General features: G+C 38.3%; 17 protein-coding genes. 11 read left to right on the plus strand and 6 right to left on the minus strand.

Translation table 11 applies throughout. The features are described 5' to 3' along the window. Positions 1-149: 149 nt before the first annotated feature. The 3 genes from EHQ58_RS11060 to EHQ58_RS11070 all read left to right on the plus strand — a co-directional run bounded on the left by EHQ58_RS11060 (position 150) and on the right by EHQ58_RS11070 (position 2,545). Positions 150-1,136: a cytochrome-c peroxidase gene (locus EHQ58_RS11060; protein ID WP_135623953.1), complete on the plus strand. Its 987-nt coding sequence runs from the start codon at positions 150-152 to the stop codon at positions 1,134-1,136. A gap of 102 nt (positions 1,137-1,238) precedes the next feature. Then, on the plus strand, positions 1,239-1,799 hold the full coding sequence (pyrE, locus tag EHQ58_RS11065) for an orotate phosphoribosyltransferase (RefSeq protein ID WP_135623954.1): 561 nt from the start codon (positions 1,239-1,241) through the stop codon (positions 1,797-1,799). Beyond that, a complete protein-coding gene (locus tag EHQ58_RS11070) occupies positions 1,796-2,545 on the plus strand; it encodes a hypothetical protein (RefSeq protein WP_135623955.1) in 750 nt (249 codons plus the stop codon). The genes pyrE and EHQ58_RS11070 overlap by 4 nt, the downstream gene beginning before the upstream one ends. A 2-nt stretch (positions 2,546-2,547) precedes the next feature. Here EHQ58_RS11070 and EHQ58_RS11075 read toward each other — a convergent pair whose 3' ends face one another. Genes EHQ58_RS11075 through EHQ58_RS11085 form a run of 3 tightly spaced genes read right to left on the minus strand, consistent with a single transcriptional unit; the run spans position 2,548 to position 6,644 of the window. Next, positions 2,548-3,441, minus strand: coding sequence for a hypothetical protein (locus EHQ58_RS11075; protein ID WP_135623956.1), 894 nt, complete (start codon positions 3,439-3,441; stop codon positions 2,548-2,550). 39 nt (positions 3,442-3,480) lie between these two features. After that, a complete protein-coding gene (locus EHQ58_RS11080; RefSeq protein WP_135623957.1) occupies positions 3,481-5,961 on the minus strand; it encodes an ABC transporter permease in 2,481 nt (826 codons plus the stop codon). Beyond that, the gene (locus tag EHQ58_RS11085) at positions 5,958-6,644 is read right to left on the minus strand and encodes an ABC transporter ATP-binding protein (protein WP_135623958.1); all 687 of its coding nucleotides are present in this window, start codon (positions 6,642-6,644) and stop codon (positions 5,958-5,960) included. Before EHQ58_RS11085 ends, EHQ58_RS11080 begins: the two co-directional genes overlap by 4 nt. 67 nt (positions 6,645-6,711) lie before the next feature. Between EHQ58_RS11085 and EHQ58_RS11090 the strand changes: the two genes are divergently transcribed. From EHQ58_RS11090 to EHQ58_RS11125, 8 genes are all read left to right on the plus strand, one after another. After that, positions 6,712-7,005, plus strand: a complete 294-nt coding sequence (locus EHQ58_RS11090; RefSeq protein ID WP_135623959.1) for a hypothetical protein — start codon at positions 6,712-6,714, stop codon at positions 7,003-7,005. A 66-nt stretch (positions 7,006-7,071) separates the two neighbouring features. Beyond that, positions 7,072-8,775: a proton-conducting transporter transmembrane domain-containing protein gene (locus tag EHQ58_RS11095; protein WP_246047327.1), complete on the plus strand. Its 1,704-nt coding sequence runs from the start codon at positions 7,072-7,074 to the stop codon at positions 8,773-8,775. Beyond that, entirely contained in the window at positions 8,775-9,659 is an 885-nt protein-coding gene (locus EHQ58_RS11100) for a respiratory chain complex I subunit 1 family protein (protein ID WP_246047329.1), read from the plus strand. The genes EHQ58_RS11095 and EHQ58_RS11100 overlap by 1 nt, the downstream gene beginning before the upstream one ends. A gap of 7 nt (positions 9,660-9,666) precedes the next feature. After that, a complete protein-coding gene (locus EHQ58_RS11105; protein WP_135623961.1) occupies positions 9,667-10,278 on the plus strand; it encodes a formate hydrogenase in 612 nt (203 codons plus the stop codon). Continuing rightward, the gene (locus tag EHQ58_RS11110) at positions 10,278-11,492 is read left to right on the plus strand and encodes a proton-conducting transporter transmembrane domain-containing protein (protein ID WP_342776241.1); all 1,215 of its coding nucleotides are present in this window, start codon (positions 10,278-10,280) and stop codon (positions 11,490-11,492) included. The genes EHQ58_RS11105 and EHQ58_RS11110 overlap by 1 nt, the downstream gene beginning before the upstream one ends. Then, a complete protein-coding gene (locus EHQ58_RS11115) occupies positions 11,485-12,912 on the plus strand; it encodes a hydrogenase large subunit (protein ID WP_135623963.1) in 1,428 nt (475 codons plus the stop codon). The genes EHQ58_RS11110 and EHQ58_RS11115 overlap by 8 nt, the downstream gene beginning before the upstream one ends. Then, the gene (locus EHQ58_RS11120) at positions 12,909-13,724 is read left to right on the plus strand and encodes a 4Fe-4S dicluster domain-containing protein (protein ID WP_135623964.1); all 816 of its coding nucleotides are present in this window, start codon (positions 12,909-12,911) and stop codon (positions 13,722-13,724) included. Before EHQ58_RS11115 ends, EHQ58_RS11120 begins: the two co-directional genes overlap by 4 nt. Positions 13,725-13,729: 5 nt before the next feature. Continuing rightward, complete coding sequence (locus EHQ58_RS11125) at positions 13,730-14,965, plus strand: adenylate/guanylate cyclase domain-containing protein (protein WP_135623965.1); 1,236 nt, start codon at positions 13,730-13,732, stop codon at positions 14,963-14,965. 1 nt (position 14,966) lies between these two features. On the opposite strand, the gene EHQ58_RS11130 is transcribed toward EHQ58_RS11125, so the two are convergent. From EHQ58_RS11130 to EHQ58_RS11140, 3 genes are all read right to left on the minus strand, one after another. Next, the gene (locus EHQ58_RS11130; protein WP_135623966.1) at positions 14,967-15,809 is read right to left on the minus strand and encodes an HDOD domain-containing protein; all 843 of its coding nucleotides are present in this window, start codon (positions 15,807-15,809) and stop codon (positions 14,967-14,969) included. A gap of 61 nt (positions 15,810-15,870) precedes the next feature. After that, positions 15,871-16,998, minus strand: coding sequence for a SpoIID/LytB domain-containing protein (locus EHQ58_RS11135; RefSeq protein ID WP_135623967.1), 1,128 nt, complete (start codon positions 16,996-16,998; stop codon positions 15,871-15,873). Between the two features lie 59 nt (positions 16,999-17,057). Next, entirely contained in the window at positions 17,058-18,374 is a 1,317-nt protein-coding gene (locus tag EHQ58_RS11140; RefSeq protein ID WP_135623968.1) for a class I SAM-dependent RNA methyltransferase, read from the minus strand. Positions 18,375-18,406 lie beyond the last annotated feature (32 nt).

The raw sequence follows: 18,406 nt of genomic DNA on the forward strand, positions 1-18,406 counted from the left end.
CCTGTTCGTTATTCACCTGGACACAAATTTTGTATCATTTTGCTTAAATTCTGTACAATTTAAATTTATTCTAAAAAAAGATTGAATCTAAAAAGTATGCTTGGAAGTCTAGATATAAGAGATTATTTACGGTAATAGAGGGAATCAATATGAATCTAAATCGATTAACAACATCGTTCTTCCTCCTTGTGATTTTAGGACTAGTGGCTTGTGGTCCTTCGCAGGAGACCAAGGATTTGCAGCTGAAAGCAAAACAAATGTTTGGTGCTTTGCCAAATAAAATGCCTGGCTCTGAAAATGATACTGAGGCACTCATTTCTCTCGGGAAAAAATTATATTTTGAGACTAAGCTTTCTCAAAATAATACCCAATCATGTAACTCTTGTCATAATGTCGAAGGAAAAGCTGCAGGCGTTGATAATCTACCGACATCGCCTGGTGCGTTTGGAAAGAGTGGCGATAGAAATTCTCCAACAGTCCTTAATGCAGGATTTCATTTTGCCCAGTTCTGGGATGGGCGTGCACCTGATTTGAAAGCACAAGCAAAAGGGCCGATTTTGAACCCAGGTGAAATGGCAATGCCTTCGGAAGCAGAGGTAATCAAAAAGCTAAAAGCAGAAGCTGACTACCCGGCTTTGTTTGCAAAAGCTTTCCCAGATGCTAAAGATGCGTTGACTTATGATAATCTAGCAGGTGCTATTGCCGCGTTTGAACGAACTCTTGTCTCAAGTTCACGATTTGATGATTTCGTGAACGGAGATCATAAAGCTTTATCACCGGAAGAACAAGCAGGATTAAACACTTTTGTCGCCTCAGGTTGTTCTTCTTGCCATAATGGTAATCTTTTTGGTGGCAATTCTTATCGAAAGATAGGACAAGTAAATGCATACGGAACAACGGACCTTGGCAGGTTCAATGTAACAAAAGATCCTAGTGATAAGTTTTTCTTTAAAGTTCCATCTCTTCGCAATGTGGCGCTAACGGGTCCGTATTTTCATGACGGTAAAGTCGCAAGTCTCGAGGAAGCTGTAAAAAAAATGGCTTACCACCAGCTTGGACAAACAATGAAGGATGAAGATACAACGAAGATTGTAAAATTCTTAGGATCGCTTTCCGACAAAACGAAAACCAATTAAAATTTTGTTTTTAGTGGTGTCTACTCTCGTAGATACCACAATTCGCTTCCGTACCAGGATTTTTACTTTTCTTCTTCTCCTTGTATAAAATACTTCCTTTATATGTCAGTATCCCTGAAACCACAGATCCTAGATTGGATGAAAAGCTATGCATATCGTTACGCGGAAGTTCCCTTTCGATTGGCAAGCGGACTGGAGTCTCATCATTATTTCAATTGTAAGGAAATAACCTTACATCCAGAAAGATTATCCATTTTGGCAAGTTGTTTGATAGACGAAATCATAACTAAGTTACCTGGCAGTTTTGATGCGGTTGGAGGTCTCACCCTCGGAGCTGACCCTCTCTCTTATGCACTCTCGCTCGAATACCAGAGGAGAAGCAAATTGATCTTCCCTTTGATTGTCAGAAAAGAAGCAAAGGGACATGGGACAGGACAACAAATTGAGGGCTTTTGGAAAGAGACTAAACAATGTTTGGTGCTCGACGATGTGATCACTACGGGAGGATCTACGATCAAAGCCGTAAATGCCTTGCGCGCTGCAGGAATTGAAGTAACGAAAGGTGTTTGTATTTTAGATCGGGAAGAGGGCGGAAAGGAAGCACTTGAGAAGGTTGGTGTTCACATGGAAAGTTTATTTAAAAAAGCGGATTTTACAATATGACCAAAAGAATTTTCTCTTATAATACAGCATTCTTTAGAAAGAAACTTCTTCTACGTACTGGAATTGTAATTTCTATGTTTTTTTTGTTTTTGGCATACAATACATTCCAACTGCCTGCCTCAGAAAGAGGAAAATTTCTTCTGATCTTCTCACCCTTATTCTTATTATTGATTTGGTTTTTGCAAAAAAATTATCTTAAACAATTGGAAATTCTAACTAAGGGAAGGATAGAGATTGAAGGCGGAACTCTAAAGCAATTTGACGCATACGGAAGCTGTGCGGCCGTAAGACTGAAAGATATTGTCAAAATATCGCATGATAAGTTTAGATCCTATGATCGTCTGGTGATTGAGACAGAAGAAAAAATCTATCCCATGGTAAATGTTCTAGAGTTCGATGAACTTAAGACGGTGATAGAATCAAGCTCGGGAAAAAAAGCCGAAGTCGACACAAAAGAATTCCAATACTTAAGCCTCCGGACTTTTTTCTTTTTTCTTCCAACAATTCTATTTGTAGGCGCTCTGTATTCACCAGTGATTGCTCAAAAATTTAGTTTTCTAAATCCAGAAACGGCGTATTTGTTTTTTAACGTAAACTTAATTGTCTTCTTCTTATATCTTCCTGAAAAAAACAATTATATCTTAACAGGGTTTTCTCTAAAAAGAAGAATGCTTTTCATTTCGACAATGGTATTCTTCTTTCAAGTTTATACAAATTTAAGTAAGGCTGGCTTTTTCGAAAAATAAAATCAGTTTGATTTGGCGTTGATTCCCTGACGGAGCATATTCAGTTTCGCCTGACTATACCGTCTAAGTTCCGTCATATCTTCTTGATATCTTTTAAGTAATCTGTCTACGTCTGTTCGCGTTTCCATTAATATCAAAGTATCACGAATAAATTTTAATTCTTTTTCTTCTTTGATTTTCCCGGTTTGTATGAGTTTCTTGATAATATCAAATTCATACTTTCTAAAATGAACGCGTAATAAAAATTCTACGGAAAAGTTTTGAGTTGCTTTTGACCAACTAGGATCTATTTTCTCTTTTGTTCCTTCATTGATACTATCTACAGCTCTTTTAGGATCGGAAGTGACAAGAGATGGCGCTAATTCTTCTATTGCACCCTCTTCATCTTTATAAAAATCTTGGAGCTTGTTTTTGCGCCATTGGTCGGTATATTCGAAACTTGAACTGAGGATGATTCGATTGTATTCCTCGAGCATCACCACAACATTTATGGCCCTGCCGAGTGGTGTGTTATTGTATTCTTTGATCTTGGGAAATAACTCCCTTGAAATTTGGAAAGCCGACTTTCGCTTATAATTGCTCGATTCGTAAAGGCGTTCTAGATTCTCTTCTGCTTGTCTTTTTAAGTCATTGATGATTTCAACTTCTGTGAAGATGTAGGCCTCTTCTCCGTAAACGAATAAATTTGGATCTGGTGCTACGATGTTTACGATAAAAATAAAATGGCAATCGCGTAAGGCCAGAAGGATCTTTCGTATTTCCTCTTCGGGTCTACTGAAATTGGAAGACCATACACGCAAAAAAGTATCTGAAGCGGGTAATCTTTCCTTACCTTCAATATTTTCCTTCTTTATGAGCTCAGCAAGCTCTAGCGCAATTTTGATTGATCCTGCCATGTACTTTATTTCATGCAAATCCGCTTATATGTAAAGAATTTATTCGTAATTTAAGGCCTCCCGGAGCGACTTCTTTCTCGCCTCGAGAAATGGATAGACAGAAACAAGAAGAGCCATGATTGGACTTGCTAAAATATAATAGAATAGCAATTCGAATGAATAATTAAAATCGAGAAGCCAACCAAAAGCATTCCGATTGATTCCGTAAATCACAAGAGGGGAAAGGATAAGACTATTGAGTATACCCATAGACAGTCCCATAAAGATAAAAAATAGACTCTGGAAGAAGATGAGTTTAAACAATTGGAATTGGCTTAATCCAATGGATTGAAGGGTGGCAATCAGTTTAGATTTTTCTTTAATATTGTATATCAGAGAAGTAAGCAATGCGAGTAAGGATATCAAGATGGCCGTATGTTTTAAAGATCCTAAGATTGAAAATACCTCTCTCATCCCATCTAAATAAAGGGCTTTGAGGCTATTCTTATCTAATATTTTTAAGTCGGTCGTAAAACTCTTAAGTTCTCTTTCTAGGATATCAATCTGCTGTTTTTCAGGAACATCTTGTGTAAAAGAGACTCGTAGGGAATTTAATTCAATTAGCGTGAAAAAATTTTGGTAGTTTTCTACATTCATCATAATCGTTCCTCGTTCGGAGAAAAAATGATCTCTGACTGAGATGATATCAAAAAAAACTTTTCCATGTTTTTCAGTTTGAATTTCTATTTTTTCTCCTTTACATTTGGATTCTAGATAACAGAAGTTTGATGAGACAATAACCTCGTTTTTGTTCGAGGGGAAAGGGTAAACGTGTAAGGTATAATAATTATCACCAATAGGAAACTTGGTTTTAATGATGAATGGTTCAATTTGTTTGAAAATAGGATTCTTGTTTAATTGATCCTGTAAGGAGATCGGAACACCAGGAAGCCCAGAGGTTAATTTAGATATATTTATGATCGAATAATCGAATTGGTTGTCTGTATCAACCCATTTAGTTAACGTTTGTTCGTAGCTTTCGGTAAGCGATGTTAAGGTAAATACAAGAGAAGTCGCGAGTAAAATAGTTGCCGAAGTTAAGGAATTTTGAAGCGGCTCTAATTTAATTTCCTCCCAGGCAATGCGAAACGTCGGGAAAAAGAAAAATCGTTCGAGAAATCTAATACTTACTGAGATCGTAAAAGAAAGACTCAGAGGAAAGATTAAGACAAATCCTATAATTACCAAAGCAACGCCTGTTAACCCAGGTAAAAGTGATTTTGGAGAAGGCAGAAAACCGATAATTACGCCCAAAAAGATAAACAAAATACCTAAACTTGCAGCGAAAAGAAAAAGTCGATTTAGACTTTTGAATCCCGTCGTAGTATCACTCTCTCGAATCAATGCAATCGGTTTGATAAAATAAGATCTTAATGAAGAGAATAGCGAAGAGATGGCAGCTCCGAAAATCCCGATCGAGATTGCACTCAAATAAATCCAACTTGGGATCTCTCGGTAACTAGCCATTTGGGATCCATCTGTTATCGTATTACTTCCACGTAGGAAATCAAAATTTAAAAGTAAAGTTCCGAAACAAACTCCGATGATACTTCCGATCATTCCCAATAATATGCCCTGAGAAAAAAATAGGAATAAGTTATGAGTCCTGGAATTCCCCAAACTTAACAATATCCCAAACTCCTTCCGCCTGGCTAAATAGATTCCTGAAAAAGTACTGGCAACCATAAAGAAGGAAATAAGAACCGAAACTAATGATACGATGGTTAAATTAATTTTTAGAGATCCGAGCGCTTTCCCGGAACGATCCCTTACGAACTCTCTTGTTTCCCATTTCCAGTTATATTTTTCTGATAGGGCAAGAATTTGGTCAGACGGGAATTCGCTGAGATCGGTTTCAGAATTGTTTGTTAATAATACTCTATGGATTTTATCTTTTTTGCCGCAGTAGATTTGTAGAAACTGTATATCAGTGATGATAAAATTTCCATCTTGTGAAATGGGAACCGTCTCTGTTTTTCGGATCTGTAGGGACTTGTTACAGAGGCTTAGAGAAATCAATGTATGTTTCTCAAATAATCGCTGATAGAGTGCTTGACTTAAAATAAATTTTTTTACCTCTGAATCCTTAGTGTCAGGAATACTTTCTTGATTGCTTGTAACGATTGTTAAATCTTTCCCAATCATAGGAAAGCGCAAGACTGAGGAAGCTGAAACGTCGAAAAAAGCATCTTCGATTAGTAAAGGTTCCAAATTGATCTCATTCGGGACCAAATAATAAAGTTCTCTTAGAAATACCTCTTCTCCTAATAATCCATCTTGATTCGAAACAAATTGACCGAGATAAATTGAATCAGAATATCCAGACTCGGCATCTATGATGCTCTCTTCTGCTCGCCATGAATTGACTTGTGTCGTAAAAAAGAGAGCAATACCGAGAGAGATTCCGCAAAGAGAGAATAGAATTCTAGACTTATGGTCTTTAAAATAGCCGTATAAAAAAAAGAAATAGATATGGATCATATGATTTTGGCTATGCCATCTAACATCGAAATGCGTGTTTCACCTAGGTTACCAATCTCTTGATTATGAGTGACAAGAAAAACCGTAAGTCCTAGATCTTTAACACATCTTTGAAAAAGAGAAACGATTTGATCAGACGACTCAGAATCCAAATTCCCCGTTGGTTCATCAGCGAGTAAGAGTTTTGGTTTATGCACAAGTGCTCTAGCAATGGCTACCCGTTGTTTCTCGCCTCCAGACAGCTCTTTCGGAGTAAAGCCCACCCGGTCTTCTAAATTTACCATTTCGAGTGCAGCCAGACCGAGCTTTCTGGCAGTATGTTTCGAGACCCCTTGTAGGAATAGGGGCAAGATTACATTATCAAGTGCGGATAAATACGGGAGAAGATGGAAAAATTGGAATACGATTCCAATTGTCTTTCGCCTGTACAAGGTAAGCTGGTCTTCGTTCTTTTCGTTCAATCTCTCCCCAAAAATATCAATTTCACCGGAGTCTGCTGTTTCGATGGCGGATAGTATATTTAACAAAGTTGACTTGCCGCTACCGGAGGGGCCCATCATGGTGATGAGCTGGTTCCCGGGAATTTCAAGATCAAAACCTTTTAGAACCGAAATACCTACATTACCTTGGGAGTAAGTCTTAAAAATATTTCGGATTTGGATATCGAACTGCTTTTGCTTCATTTAATTTTCCCTAAAACCTAAAAGTGCTTTTCATTTTGTAAAATGGCAAATTAATAAGATTTGAGCCATGGAACTTCGTTTCATCTTCATCATCGCGGTTTTTATATCCTTTACAGGTAAAACAACCAACCTATCCATTGCCAACTTAGAATTTTGCGAATCTGAGGTTTCAGAGCTTTCTGAATCTAAATCCACGCTTAAGGAAGAAACGAACTCTGAATTCTATTCTCTCTTACCTTTCTTTGTACTTCCTTACGATCTCTCTTTTAGTCGTCTTTCCCTTACCGAACGTTCGCTCCTTTTTATCTTACCAACACCTGCTGATATCAATCGCGGACCTCCTTCCTTCCGCTTGCTTTAAATTTCTTTTTATCAATTTCGTTAGAATCTGAGAGGTTTTATGGAAGAAGGACGTAAGTTCTCCTTTGTGAGTTCAATATTAGTAGGCGCAAGTGCCTTCATACCGCTGTTATACTTTATTTTTAATGGGGCTGACCCATTGGGCGAAGATTTTCCTATTTTGTTAGGACTTTCCCTGCAGGTTTACATTGGCTTTTCAGCCTTTATGCTGGTTCAATCTTATGAAACCATATTTACAGAACGAGTAGCTTTCGGTTATGCGATCTTTTGGGCATCATTAGGTGTATGTTATTTAGCGGGGAAATCCGTACTTCTACCAGTCGCACTCGAGATCGCATCTTTTTCTACGATCATCATTTATTCTGGTACCGAATTTGGTAAAAAGCAAATTGAAAGCTTAGGTTCACTCCTTCTAGCTTCTGGCATTTCTGCTCTCTTTCTTTCTGCTTGGGTCTTTCTTCCCGATAATGATCCTAGAGGTTTATTTCTCTTAACCATTGGACTGCTTGTAAAATCAGGATTTTCTGGATTTCATATATGGTTGCCAAAAGTAAATGAAGGCGGTCCATCACATGCTTTAGGTTCCTTTGCCGGAGCGTTAGAGATTTTCCCATTGCTCTTATTTACTAGATATGTCTTACCAAACTGGCAAGATCCATTTCTATACAATATTTTATTTCCATTGGCGGCACTTGGTGTTTTTTTTGGTGGCATTACTTCGTTTTTCCATAAAGATCCCAAGAAAGCTTTGGCTTATAGCTCGATAGAATCGATAAATTTTCTATGGCTCTGTTTGGCGACCTGCGGGATGTTTCAATCGAGCACCGAGCCTGAATTAAAATTTTTAAGCAATTCGTTTTTTATTTTATTTTTCATAAGTCTTCTTCATCATTCCTTTTCAAAAACATTCCAAGTATTTTCTATCGGTCTTGTCGCGCGTCTGAGAAATTCGAGTTCTACAGATGAGATGAAAGGTATTGGTAGATACATCGGTATCTCGCCTCTTTGGATGGGGATCGGTACTTTTAGTTATGCGGTAATTCCAGGTACCTTGGGCTTTGTCTCCGAAGCAACGTATTTGTTTCTGAATGCAAAAATCCTCGATATGCCTTTGGGTCGTTCTGTATTTTTGCTTCCTGCAATGATATTTATTTTTTTCGGAATCGTTCTCGGAGGATTTACTCACATTCGATTATTTTTAAGTTTATTTTTATCTTTTCCTGACCCAAACATTGCATTGCCTGAGTGGAATCCTATTAAACGAAGATGGGTATTGATTTCGGTGGGAAGTCTCGCAGTAATGATTGTAGCTTTGCCTCTTCTGTTACCGTTCATTTTGTATTTACCAAATTTAGCAAAATATGTAGATGAAAGTTTGAGACAATGGATCCAGAGCTTGGCAATTGTCTCTGGAATTACTGTTTCGTTTGTCGTAAGTCTGATTGGTTTTCGTTGGGCACACAGGATTAAAAAACGTAAGTATTGGGACTGTGGAAATGGATACTTCGGCCCGGAACTTTCTATTCCTGCAACAGTTTTTTCAGAACCGCTCAGAAATTCCATAGGTCGTTACTTTTTAACGAAGGAAGGCACCTCAATCGTTGATCAGAGCGTTTTGAATTTCTTTAAAAGATTTTTGGATTTTGGAGAAAATATTCTCAAAGCAGAGGAGCACCGAGATGAGGAAGTCAGTCACTACCTTGCAATTTCCTCCGTCTTTCTGATCACAATTTTAGCTGTATTAGTAATGAGTGATTGGGGGAAATTTTAATGTCGATTTCTACTTTTCTAATCATCGCATACCAGTTATTAATTTTTTTTGGCCTTCCATTAGTGTTAGGTGGAATTGTCCGAAAGGTTCGAGCCAGGACTCAGGGAAGAAAGGGGCCTAAGATTTTACAAGTATATTACGAAATAAGGAAATACTTACAAAAAGAGCCGATTGATAATCCAAATTCTGGTGTATTCGCGGAGATCTCTCCTATCATTGCGCTGTATGCATCGATCATGATTTGGTCGATTGTAATCTTTGAATGGGCCCCTTTCATTCTGATTCCTTTTTTTCTCGCTTTGTATCGATTTTGTTTTGTAAGTTTTGCGATGGAGAGTGGTACCTCTTTTGGTGGGCTTGGTTCTGGACGTGAAATTCTTCTTTCGGTAATGGCAGAACCAACGATCATACTCATGATTCTAGTAGCCCAATCACATATTGAACTTTCATTGACGCCTGTAAGTGCTCTAATTGGGGTCTTGTTTTTACTTTTATCATTTGTCGCAATTCTAGCCGAGCTTGCAAAACCTCCATTCGATGATCCTCGGACCCATTTAGAGCTAACAATGGTTCATGAAGCAATGATACTCGAGGCTTCAGGAAGAACTATGGGTTTTTTTGAACTAGCAAGCCAAATAAAATTGGCTGGGCTTTTGTCCTTTCTTATCAAGCTTGCTTTAGAGCATTCGAAACTATTTCCGGTTGGTGAATTCGGAAATATGACTAGGGAGATACTCGTATTGCCAGGTGCTCTGGTTTTGGCGATTGTATTAGGGTTTTGGGAAGCAGATTCGGTGCGTCGTAAATGGTCTTGGGTGCCTGAATTTATGGGTCTTTGTTTTCTTGCGATTTTAATTCTTGGAACGCTAGTGAAATTATCTTAGGAGTTATATGTTATACGATTTTGTTTATTTATTATTATTTTTATCGGGTGTCGTTGTACTAGTTGAAAATCGACTCCATCGAATTACCTTATTCTTAAGCCTGCAAGGGATGTTGTTAATATTTCCAGTATTGCAAACTCACGAAGGTGACTTTACACATTCAATGGGACTCATCGCGCTTGTCGTATCTTTTAAAGGTTTCTTGACACCTTTCATTTTGAATTGGACTGCCAAAAAATCCAAGATGAAGGAAAGCACCGTACCGAGGTTTGGTTATCTGGCGACACTCCTGTTTCTCGTTCTTGGTCTGGTTTTTGCAGTTAAAATAACAGAAAATGCTTCCGAGTTTAGTATCCCTGTGCATAAAATTGGTTTAATATATGTTATACTGATGATCTACGTGGGTGTCTTATGCTTTATTGTTCGAAATAATTGGCTGGCTTTGATCGCTGGTTTTTGCGTGTTTGAAAATGGAATCTTTGTGCTAACCCTTGTTTTGGACAAAGGTTTACCCTTCGGATTAGAATTCGGATCCTTTTTAGATGCGGTTCTTGTCATTGTCTCAGGTGGAATTTTGCAATTATCACCCCACATGCAGGCAAAGGGAGATAAATTATAATGGAATCTTTGTTTTATGGGACCGGAATTTTCTGTTTTCTAGTTGTTTTCGGAATTTTCATCTTTGCTCCGACAAAGGGGCAAACGAGGATTTGGTTGTGGTCGGCTCTTAAAATATTATTTTTCGGTGCCTTGTTCTCCTCTTGGTTCACTGAGAATATTGTTTTAAAATGGATATTGATCGAAGCATCTACTCTATTTGGATCGCTTCTGATTTCATCGAGTGGTACCGAGAAGTCATTTCAAGTGGGTTGGAAATTTTTGCTAATCAACTCTTATGGTTTAGGTATTGCATTTCTTGGACTTGTGATACTACTTTTTACTTCTAAGCCAGTCGATAGTTTAGATTTTTCAGCTCTTCAGTTGGGCTTAGAAGGTCAAACTGGTCTTCTAATAAAAACTGGCTTACTTCTGACTATCTATGGATATAGCGCCAAACTAGGATTAGTTCCAAATCATTATTGGGTAGGTGATACATATGCAGAGAGTCCGAGTCAGATTTCTTCTCTAATCGCTTCTTTTGTTCCAGTATCAGTAGCATTAGCTCTCCGTCCACTGGTGCAATTGGAAAGAGAAATTAATCATTCACTCATCAATTCTGCGAACGGATTGCTCTTAATTGGTATATTGACAATTTTGTATTCTACTTGGATATTGCATCGAAGAGATGATATTCGAAGGATAGCCGCCAAAGTTGCCTTATTTCATACAGGAATGCTTGCCATCTTTATTTGGTTAGATGTAAATAATAATGTATTTTACTTCCTTCTTGCTTCAACGCTCATTGTTAAGGTTATTATTTTTGTTTCGATGGGAATTCTGAGAATGGATTCAGGTAAGCGAATGATTGCCCAGATAGTGGATCTGAATTCAATCAATCAGAAGTCATTTTATGGATATTTTTTTGCTATCATCATTGCCTTTGTTTTTCCCTTATCCCCAGTTTTCATATTAGATATGGAGATGATCAAAATTAGCCTAGATCGAAATCTTATTTGGTTATTTTCGTTTCCGTTAATGGGTTTGATTTTCTTTTTCATCGCTTTGAATAAAATTTTACCCATCATTCGAGTGCGAAATCGTGATTTTTATGATTCTCAGAAAACTTTATTAAGTATAAGGCTAGGATTTTTGATTATTAGTATCGTAGTCGGTTTGTTAATTGGCACTTTTGGGATGTATGAACTTGTGACAGGAGGATTTGAAAATGTCTAAACCTACGGGATTATTTCATTCGCAATCTGAAAACGTTTATTATCAATTTATACTTGAAGATCAAAGTATACGCATACAAAAAGTTACGGATAAAAAGAGTCCGATAGACTATTTGATGGATGAAAAATATCCCATTTGGATGTTACGGCATTCGTTAGGTAGTGATATGGGACCAGAAGATTATTCATTATTACCAGAAGAAGATTACTTAACGGAAAAACGGAGTAAGGTTTTAGGCCTACACCAGAGATCTGGGCATCTACGTGATCTGTTTTTTCATGGTTTAAGGGTTCCTTGCAGCGAACAATCGTATTCGCATGCAGTAGGTCCGATACATGCAGGGATTATCGAACCAGGACATTTTAGATTTGTTGTCGAAGGAGAAAAAATTCGGCATTTAACCATTCGTCTTGGGTTTCAAAAGAGAAATATCATAAACGAACTAAAAAAATCAAATCTTCGAAGAGTGATGCATCTCTCGGAAACGATATCGGGTGATACATCTGTGAGTTATGCGTTAGCTTTTGCGAAGATTTATGAAGAGGCAGCTGGTATTCAGGTCTCCGAATCAGTTTCTTTGTTCCGTTCGTTACTCATTGAAGCCGAACGCATTGCCATTCACATCGGAGATCTCGGCGGACTAGCTGAAGATATTGGGTACTATCCATTATACGGTGTTTGTGTTACGGATCGTGGTGCAGCCCTTGCACTTATGGAAAACTGGACTGGCAATCGATTTGGCAAGGGAGCAGTCCGACCTGGTGGGGTTAGAGTGAACCTAAAGATTTCCTACAAGGATGCAAAACAAGCATTACAGGCACTTAAAAATACTTTCTTGAAGAATATAGAGCCTCAGATCAAACGAGCGCTTGCTGATTCCACCATCAAGGAAAGATTGCAAGAATGTGGGAACGTAAAAAAAGAGGATGTAGATCGCCATGGTTTTGTTGGCATGACAGCCCGATGTGCAGGTGTTTTGCGAGACATTAGACTCAGAGATGTAAATTATCCAGAATGGGAAGCTTTGCCATTACATGAAGAAAAAAACAATTATTCTGGAGATGCTTGGTCTCGCTTTTACATCCGTTATGCAGAAATTAAACAGTCTCTTTCTTGGATGGAAAAGACGATCGAGAAAATTGATTGGGAACAAATATGGACGAAAGAACAAATTAAACAAACGCTAGTGGAGATTCAATGTAAGCCAGGTTTGTATTTTCAGTCTGTTGAGGCATGGCGAGGTCCGTTAATTGTCGCATTGAAAATTGATGAAAAATCCAATATCGAAGAAGCATACATAAGGGATCCTTCTGTTCTAAATTGGCACGCTTTAGAAATGGCCGTCAGAGGTGAGCTCATTGGAGATTTTCCGTTAAACAATAAGTCGTTTAATCTTAGTTATGTTGGTTTTGATCTATGAGACATTTATTAGAAATTAAAAATTTTCTTACAAAATCCCAAGTTATGAATTGGGCAAAAGCATCCCCGGTACATCCGAAGAATAGAGGTATTCCTACTCCTACCAAAAGAATGTCCGAAGGTTGCTCTAGTTGTCAGACTTGCGAATCTGTCTGTCCAGTTACAGCCATCAAAATAGAATCCAGTGAAAAGATTAGAATTGATTATGGTTCATGTATTCAATGTGGAGAGTGTGTATTGCATTGTCCGGACGAAAAATTAATAAATTCTGGATTCATCTACGTGTTCTCTAAGCACAGATCTTCGCTTAGTATAAGTTATATGAAAGGAGATTTTGTTCCTGAAGCGAAAATTCCGGATACAGAAAATCATATTAGATTTGAGAAACTTACCAAAACGAATGGATTTCTTTATCGTGAAGTTGCTGCTGCGGGAAACAATTCTGCAGATTGTGAACTGAATGCCTCTTTTAACTCTGTTTTCGATTCAGAGCGTGAGGGAGTCCGGAATGTAGCAAGTCCAAAACATGCCGATGCCATTGTTTATACAGGTCCAATATCCGTTAACATGGCAGGGCCTCTCGCTGATGCCTTCGAAGTGATCGCAGAACCAAAGGCACTCATTGCTTGTGGCTCTGAAGCCATAAATGGGGGACTTTTTCCTCTAGGGACAAGACCTAAAGAACCTGATCTTTTCATCGCTGGAGACCCACCAAGACCAGATGTCGCGATCCAAGCCTTCCGATATCTAATGGGAAGATTTTCATTTTCTTTCCAAGAGGCGCTTCACAAATTTCTACAATCTTCAAAATAAGACCTGTGGAACTAGAAAAAGAAGAAATTGTACGGATTTTATTTATTGAACCAAAACAAAAGTCTTTCGATATCTTATCAGGGCTTTTGAAAAATTGGTTTCAAGATTATGTAGAGATTGTTTGGCGGTCGCAGTTTTATAATGGAATGGAGGAGTTAAAGAAGGGTAATTTTGATCTTCTCATATCAGATATCATTTTTCCAGAAAAATCAGACAGCGAAGAAACGAATCTCACAGAAATCGCCGATGCTGCTGGACCACTAGAAGTACCCATCATCATATTTTCAAGTTCTAATGACAAGAATATGCCTATACTTTCTTTTCAATTAGGTATCAGTGAGTATTTTTCGAAAAAGAGAATCAAAAAATCCTTAATTGAGCATAGGTTTAGAAACTTATTCCGAGAGATTTATAGAAAAAAAGTAATTTCCCTACAAATGGATGATTCACTCCGTCGTTTTCAAGAGTTATACGGAATGAACCAAACTGAGATTCAAGATTTAAATTCTCTTGTTAAGAAATTTAAAAAAGAATTAGAAAAGGAATATGAAGAAAAATTAAAGTTAGATTTTGAAAAGAAGAAAATGCAGAACGTATTTGGAATGTATGTTGATCCAATTGTTGTTGAGAGCATTATGAATAATTCTCTTTCGCTGGAACAAAAAGGTCATGTCCAAGAAATTTCAGTTATTTTTTCGGATATTAGAGGCTATACGACACTATCGGAGAAACAAAAGCCGGATCAGGTTATCTCTTTTTTGAATGAATACTTCACCTCAATGACGGAAGTGATCCTTGGATACGGCGGGATGATCGATAAATACATCGGAGACTCCATTATGTGTTTGTTTGGCGTACCCATCGCCCAGCCAGACCATAGACAGAACGCATTGGATTGCGCGATAGAAATGCTCCAAGTTTTTCAATTATGGCAACCCAAATGGCAAGAGATTTATGGATTCACACCTCAATTGGGAATTGGGATCGCTTCAGGAAATGCCATTGTTGGAAATGTGGGTTCTTTCCAAAAGCTTTCTTATACCGCTGTCGGAGATACTGTCAATATGGCTGCAAGACTTGAATCCATGGCTAAGCCTATGCATGTTTACGTGTCGGAAGGTCTGTACAATCACTTGCCGGATGAGTATGCAACACGATATATTTATGAGGAGCTAGAACCAGTGAAAATCAAAGGAAAGGAAGGGCTACACCGGATTTTAAGCGTTCAGCCCAAGTCTTAAATTAGAGAGTTGAGCAAAATTGATAGAGTTCGTTACTCGATAATTTTGCCGAGTAAACTTCTGTAATTGGCGGAGCTGCCTCTTTGTCCAAAGCGAAAATATCCTGGTAGGCGGCAAAGTTACTGTCTGTATCGAGATCTTTTTTGCCATGATTTGTAAGTTTAGCAAGGGTTCCACCAAATCCGAGAATTTGTCCGATCGTAGATTGTTCATTAGGTGGCTTTGCTTTATCAGCGATCGCATCAATAATCGGTGTTGGAAGCTTCCATAGTTTTGCAGCTTCAACTCCCATTTCTATCGAATCAACTCCAAAGGCACTTTTTTCCAATTCACTGAGTAATTTATCCGTTGTTTGGTATTCTGTTAAAAGTTCTATGTATTTTGTCCTGTCAATAGTATTGAGAACAATCTTACCTAAATCCTGCATTAGCCCACAGGTAAGAGAAAGTTCAGCTTCCTTCCGCATTTTTTTTTCCTCGCAAAGGAATTGAGAAAGTATACCTCGGGCAATCGAATGGTCCCACACTTCATCGCGAAATTTTTTATAATTTCCTTGGCTGAAGAGGGAATCAGTCATGGACATGGCGACCATGGATCGTACGGTTTTAAAACCCAGACGAGTGATCACTTGTTTCATGTTCGCTATCGGATTCCCGCGTGAAAAGAAAGGTGAGTTGGCAAGTTTTAGAAGTCGGGCAACTAGTACTTGGTCTGATTGGACTTTTTTTTCGAGTTCACCAAAACCTAATTCGTTATCATCCTCTAGGGAAAGGATTGAGATTAGGACGGGAGGGACGATCGTCAGGTCTTTAATTTGAGAGAGGTATTCTGTAACTGTTGCCATGATATGACTCTTCTGTCAAAATCACACGGGCAAGATCTCAGTAAAATCAAAAAGAGTCGGATTAATTTTGAGACATACGTGCGAAATCGATGCCTTTGTAATAATGATTCAGGATTTCTCTGTAATTAAAATTCTCCTTAGCCATGGCATAACTTCCCCATTGAGAAAGTCCCACGCCATGACCAGATCCAAGGCCTTTTACGAAAAAATTTCCATCATCCTCTCGACGAATTCCGAACCTTGTGGATTTCAATTTTACAGCCCCAAGAAGTTTTCGTAGTTCAGTGCCTTTGATTCTTTTTGAACCTTTCGTGCCGATGATATCAATTTCATTTACTCTTGAAGTAGTGAATCGATTTACAACGACGATGTCTTGAATTTCACCTAATCCAAGTGAGCTGAGAGAAGTTGTAATTTGGGCAGGAGAGATCTTTTCTTCCCAAGAATAATTTTCTCCTTCCTTATCATAATCGGAGCGTACACTTTTCAGATATTCGACTTTGTTTCCCCAGACATTTTGCGGATCCTCAGTGATGCCGCCACTATTTGAATGAAAAAAACTTTGAATCGGTGCACCGTTATGAAGAAGTATGAGGCCTTGCGTATCAGAGACAGCGCGAGTCGTATTCTGATTTTCTTTTGTCATTCCTAGATACACTTGCGTATTTGTTGTTGTATCAACATCGTACATTTGTTTTTTACGTGCCAACATTTCCCTAATCACATAAGTTCTTGCACAGACTGCCTGGGCTTTTAAGGCCTCCATAGGCCAAGAAGCCGGAACTTCGGACGGAACCACTGCCATAAGGTACTGTTCTAAGTTTACAATGTTGATGATTAATACTTTGCCATTTGTGGGTTTAATTTCTATGATTCCACGATAACGACTTCCCTTGTATTCTAAATAATCACCATTTGAGGTAATTTTCACTGGTGCTTTCAAGAGAGTTGGATCGAGACTCACGAATTCGTATGCTTTTTTAATGATCAAATCATTTGCATCTAACACTTCTATGGTGCCAGAAGATTTAAATTTCTCTTCGTTTGTTGCTTCTGATAAAAGAACTCGAACCGTTGAAAATCCCTGGCTCGTATCAGACGGAACCCAAGTCGATACTACCATCGTACGACAGCCGATTGAGCTTAAAATTGATAGTGTCAGGATTGCGGATAGCCTAGCGATTTTCATAATTCCTCTCTAAGAATAGGAATCGGTTGATTTTGCATTTTTCCTTTTAAAAAAATGCTTCAGTTTTTGCGACGTAAATGGACCACCGATTCGCAATGAGGTGTGTGGGGATAAGGATCAAGGAGTAGGCTTGCGATCGGTTCGTAGATATCTCGGTATTGTTTCAAGTCTTCGAGTTGACTGTACGGATTGCAGGAAACATAGAATAAATCCTGTGGCCCTGATTGTCGGATCCAATCATTTACTTTTGCACCCGCGCCCGCTCTAGGAGGATCTAATATGAGAATCCCTTTGGGATCGGATCGGAGGAGTGAGGTATCCTGAAATAAATTTACTACCGTTGCCTCAATTTCCTTTTCGGGAAATAAGGTGCGCAAATTATTTTTTGCAACGTCTATGGAAGAAGCAGTCAATTCATAACAACGAATGACCGGAAAGGATTGCCCGAATATCGTGGCAAAAAAACCATTTCCACAGAATAAATCCGTGAGGGAGCTTCGTTCTTTCGGCATTCTTGTTTTAATGAAGTTTAAGATAGGCAAAAAGCCTGCCGGATTTGGTTGAAAAAAGGAATCAAATGGAACCTGAAAGGGAACTCCTAAAATTTCTTCTTTGTAAGTTGAATGTCCTTTCAGAATTTCTAAATTTCCACTAGCAGAGACTTCTGATTTGACTCGATTAAAACAATTTAAAATGTTCTCTGCACCTAGTAATTGCAAGGCGCGTTCTTTAAAGGCCTCATATTCCGGATGAGAGGCAAATCCTTCCGTAAAGGTAAATATGGTCATGCTATCGGAAGTAAATTTAGCTTTTCTGAGCGTAACATATTTCAGACCTCCGATTTCACTCCTTCTATCCCAAGGAAAATATGAGAATTCACTTAAAAGAGTTCGTATTTTCTCAAGTTCTTCGTTTGCCCAATTCGTTTGTATGTAGCACTTGTTAATATCGATGACACGTCTAAAATTTCCCCGAGCTCTCAAGCCAATCGTTGGACCTGGGAAAACGCTAAAATCCATTCGAGATCGATAATGAAAAGTTTCTTCTGAGGATTTCGTTTCGAATTCAATGTCCAATTCCTTTTTGAATAAATTCTGAATCGGTTCAAATTTCAAATCACATTGTTGTGAATATTTAATATGCTGGCCGGCACATCCTCCGCAGTCAGAAAAATGAGGACATCTAACTTCGGTCCATTCATGTTTGTAAATGAAGTCTACGAGTCTATATCTGCCAGGACGGGATTTTTTTTTTGTGTATTCTACACTTACCAAATCACCAGGAAGAGTATAAGGATATGAGATTTTTCTCCCGTTAGGTGAGGTACCTACACCTAAAAAATCAGCGGTCAGATAATCAATTTGAATTTGTTCCAATGTTTTGTTCTTGCCAACGGTGTCCGATTTCT

The sequence above is a fragment of the Leptospira ognonensis genome, from assembly GCF_004770745.1.
Classification (GTDB): domain Bacteria; phylum Spirochaetota; class Leptospiria; order Leptospirales; family Leptospiraceae; genus Leptospira_A; species Leptospira_A ognonensis.

Excerpts from the sequence above, each read along its gene's own strand:
- EHQ58_RS11060 (WP_135623953.1), top strand. The coding sequence starts at position 150 with ATGAATCTAAATCGATTAACAACATCGTTCTTCCTCCTTGTGATTTTA.
- pyrE (WP_135623954.1), top strand. The coding sequence starts at position 1,239 with ATGTCAGTATCCCTGAAACCACAGATCCTAGATTGGATGAAAAGCTAT.
- EHQ58_RS11070 (WP_135623955.1), top strand. The coding sequence starts at position 1,796 with ATGACCAAAAGAATTTTCTCTTATAATACAGCATTCTTTAGAAAGAAA.
- EHQ58_RS11075 (WP_135623956.1), bottom strand. The coding sequence starts at position 3,441 with ATGGCAGGATCAATCAAAATTGCGCTAGAGCTTGCTGAGCTCATAAAG.
- EHQ58_RS11080 (WP_135623957.1), bottom strand. The coding sequence starts at position 5,961 with ATGATCCATATCTATTTCTTTTTTTTATACGGCTATTTTAAAGACCAT.
- EHQ58_RS11085 (WP_135623958.1), bottom strand. The coding sequence starts at position 6,644 with ATGAAGCAAAAGCAGTTCGATATCCAAATCCGAAATATTTTTAAGACT.
- EHQ58_RS11090 (WP_135623959.1), top strand. The coding sequence starts at position 6,712 with ATGGAACTTCGTTTCATCTTCATCATCGCGGTTTTTATATCCTTTACA.
- EHQ58_RS11100 (WP_246047329.1), top strand. The coding sequence starts at position 8,775 with ATGTCGATTTCTACTTTTCTAATCATCGCATACCAGTTATTAATTTTT.
- EHQ58_RS11105 (WP_135623961.1), top strand. The coding sequence starts at position 9,667 with ATGTTATACGATTTTGTTTATTTATTATTATTTTTATCGGGTGTCGTT.
- EHQ58_RS11110 (WP_342776241.1), top strand. The coding sequence starts at position 10,278 with ATGGAATCTTTGTTTTATGGGACCGGAATTTTCTGTTTTCTAGTTGTT.
- EHQ58_RS11115 (WP_135623963.1), top strand. The coding sequence starts at position 11,485 with ATGTCTAAACCTACGGGATTATTTCATTCGCAATCTGAAAACGTTTAT.
- EHQ58_RS11120 (WP_135623964.1), top strand. The coding sequence starts at position 12,909 with ATGAGACATTTATTAGAAATTAAAAATTTTCTTACAAAATCCCAAGTT.
- EHQ58_RS11130 (WP_135623966.1), bottom strand. The coding sequence starts at position 15,809 with ATGGCAACAGTTACAGAATACCTCTCTCAAATTAAAGACCTGACGATC.
- EHQ58_RS11135 (WP_135623967.1), bottom strand. The coding sequence starts at position 16,998 with ATGAAAATCGCTAGGCTATCCGCAATCCTGACACTATCAATTTTAAGC.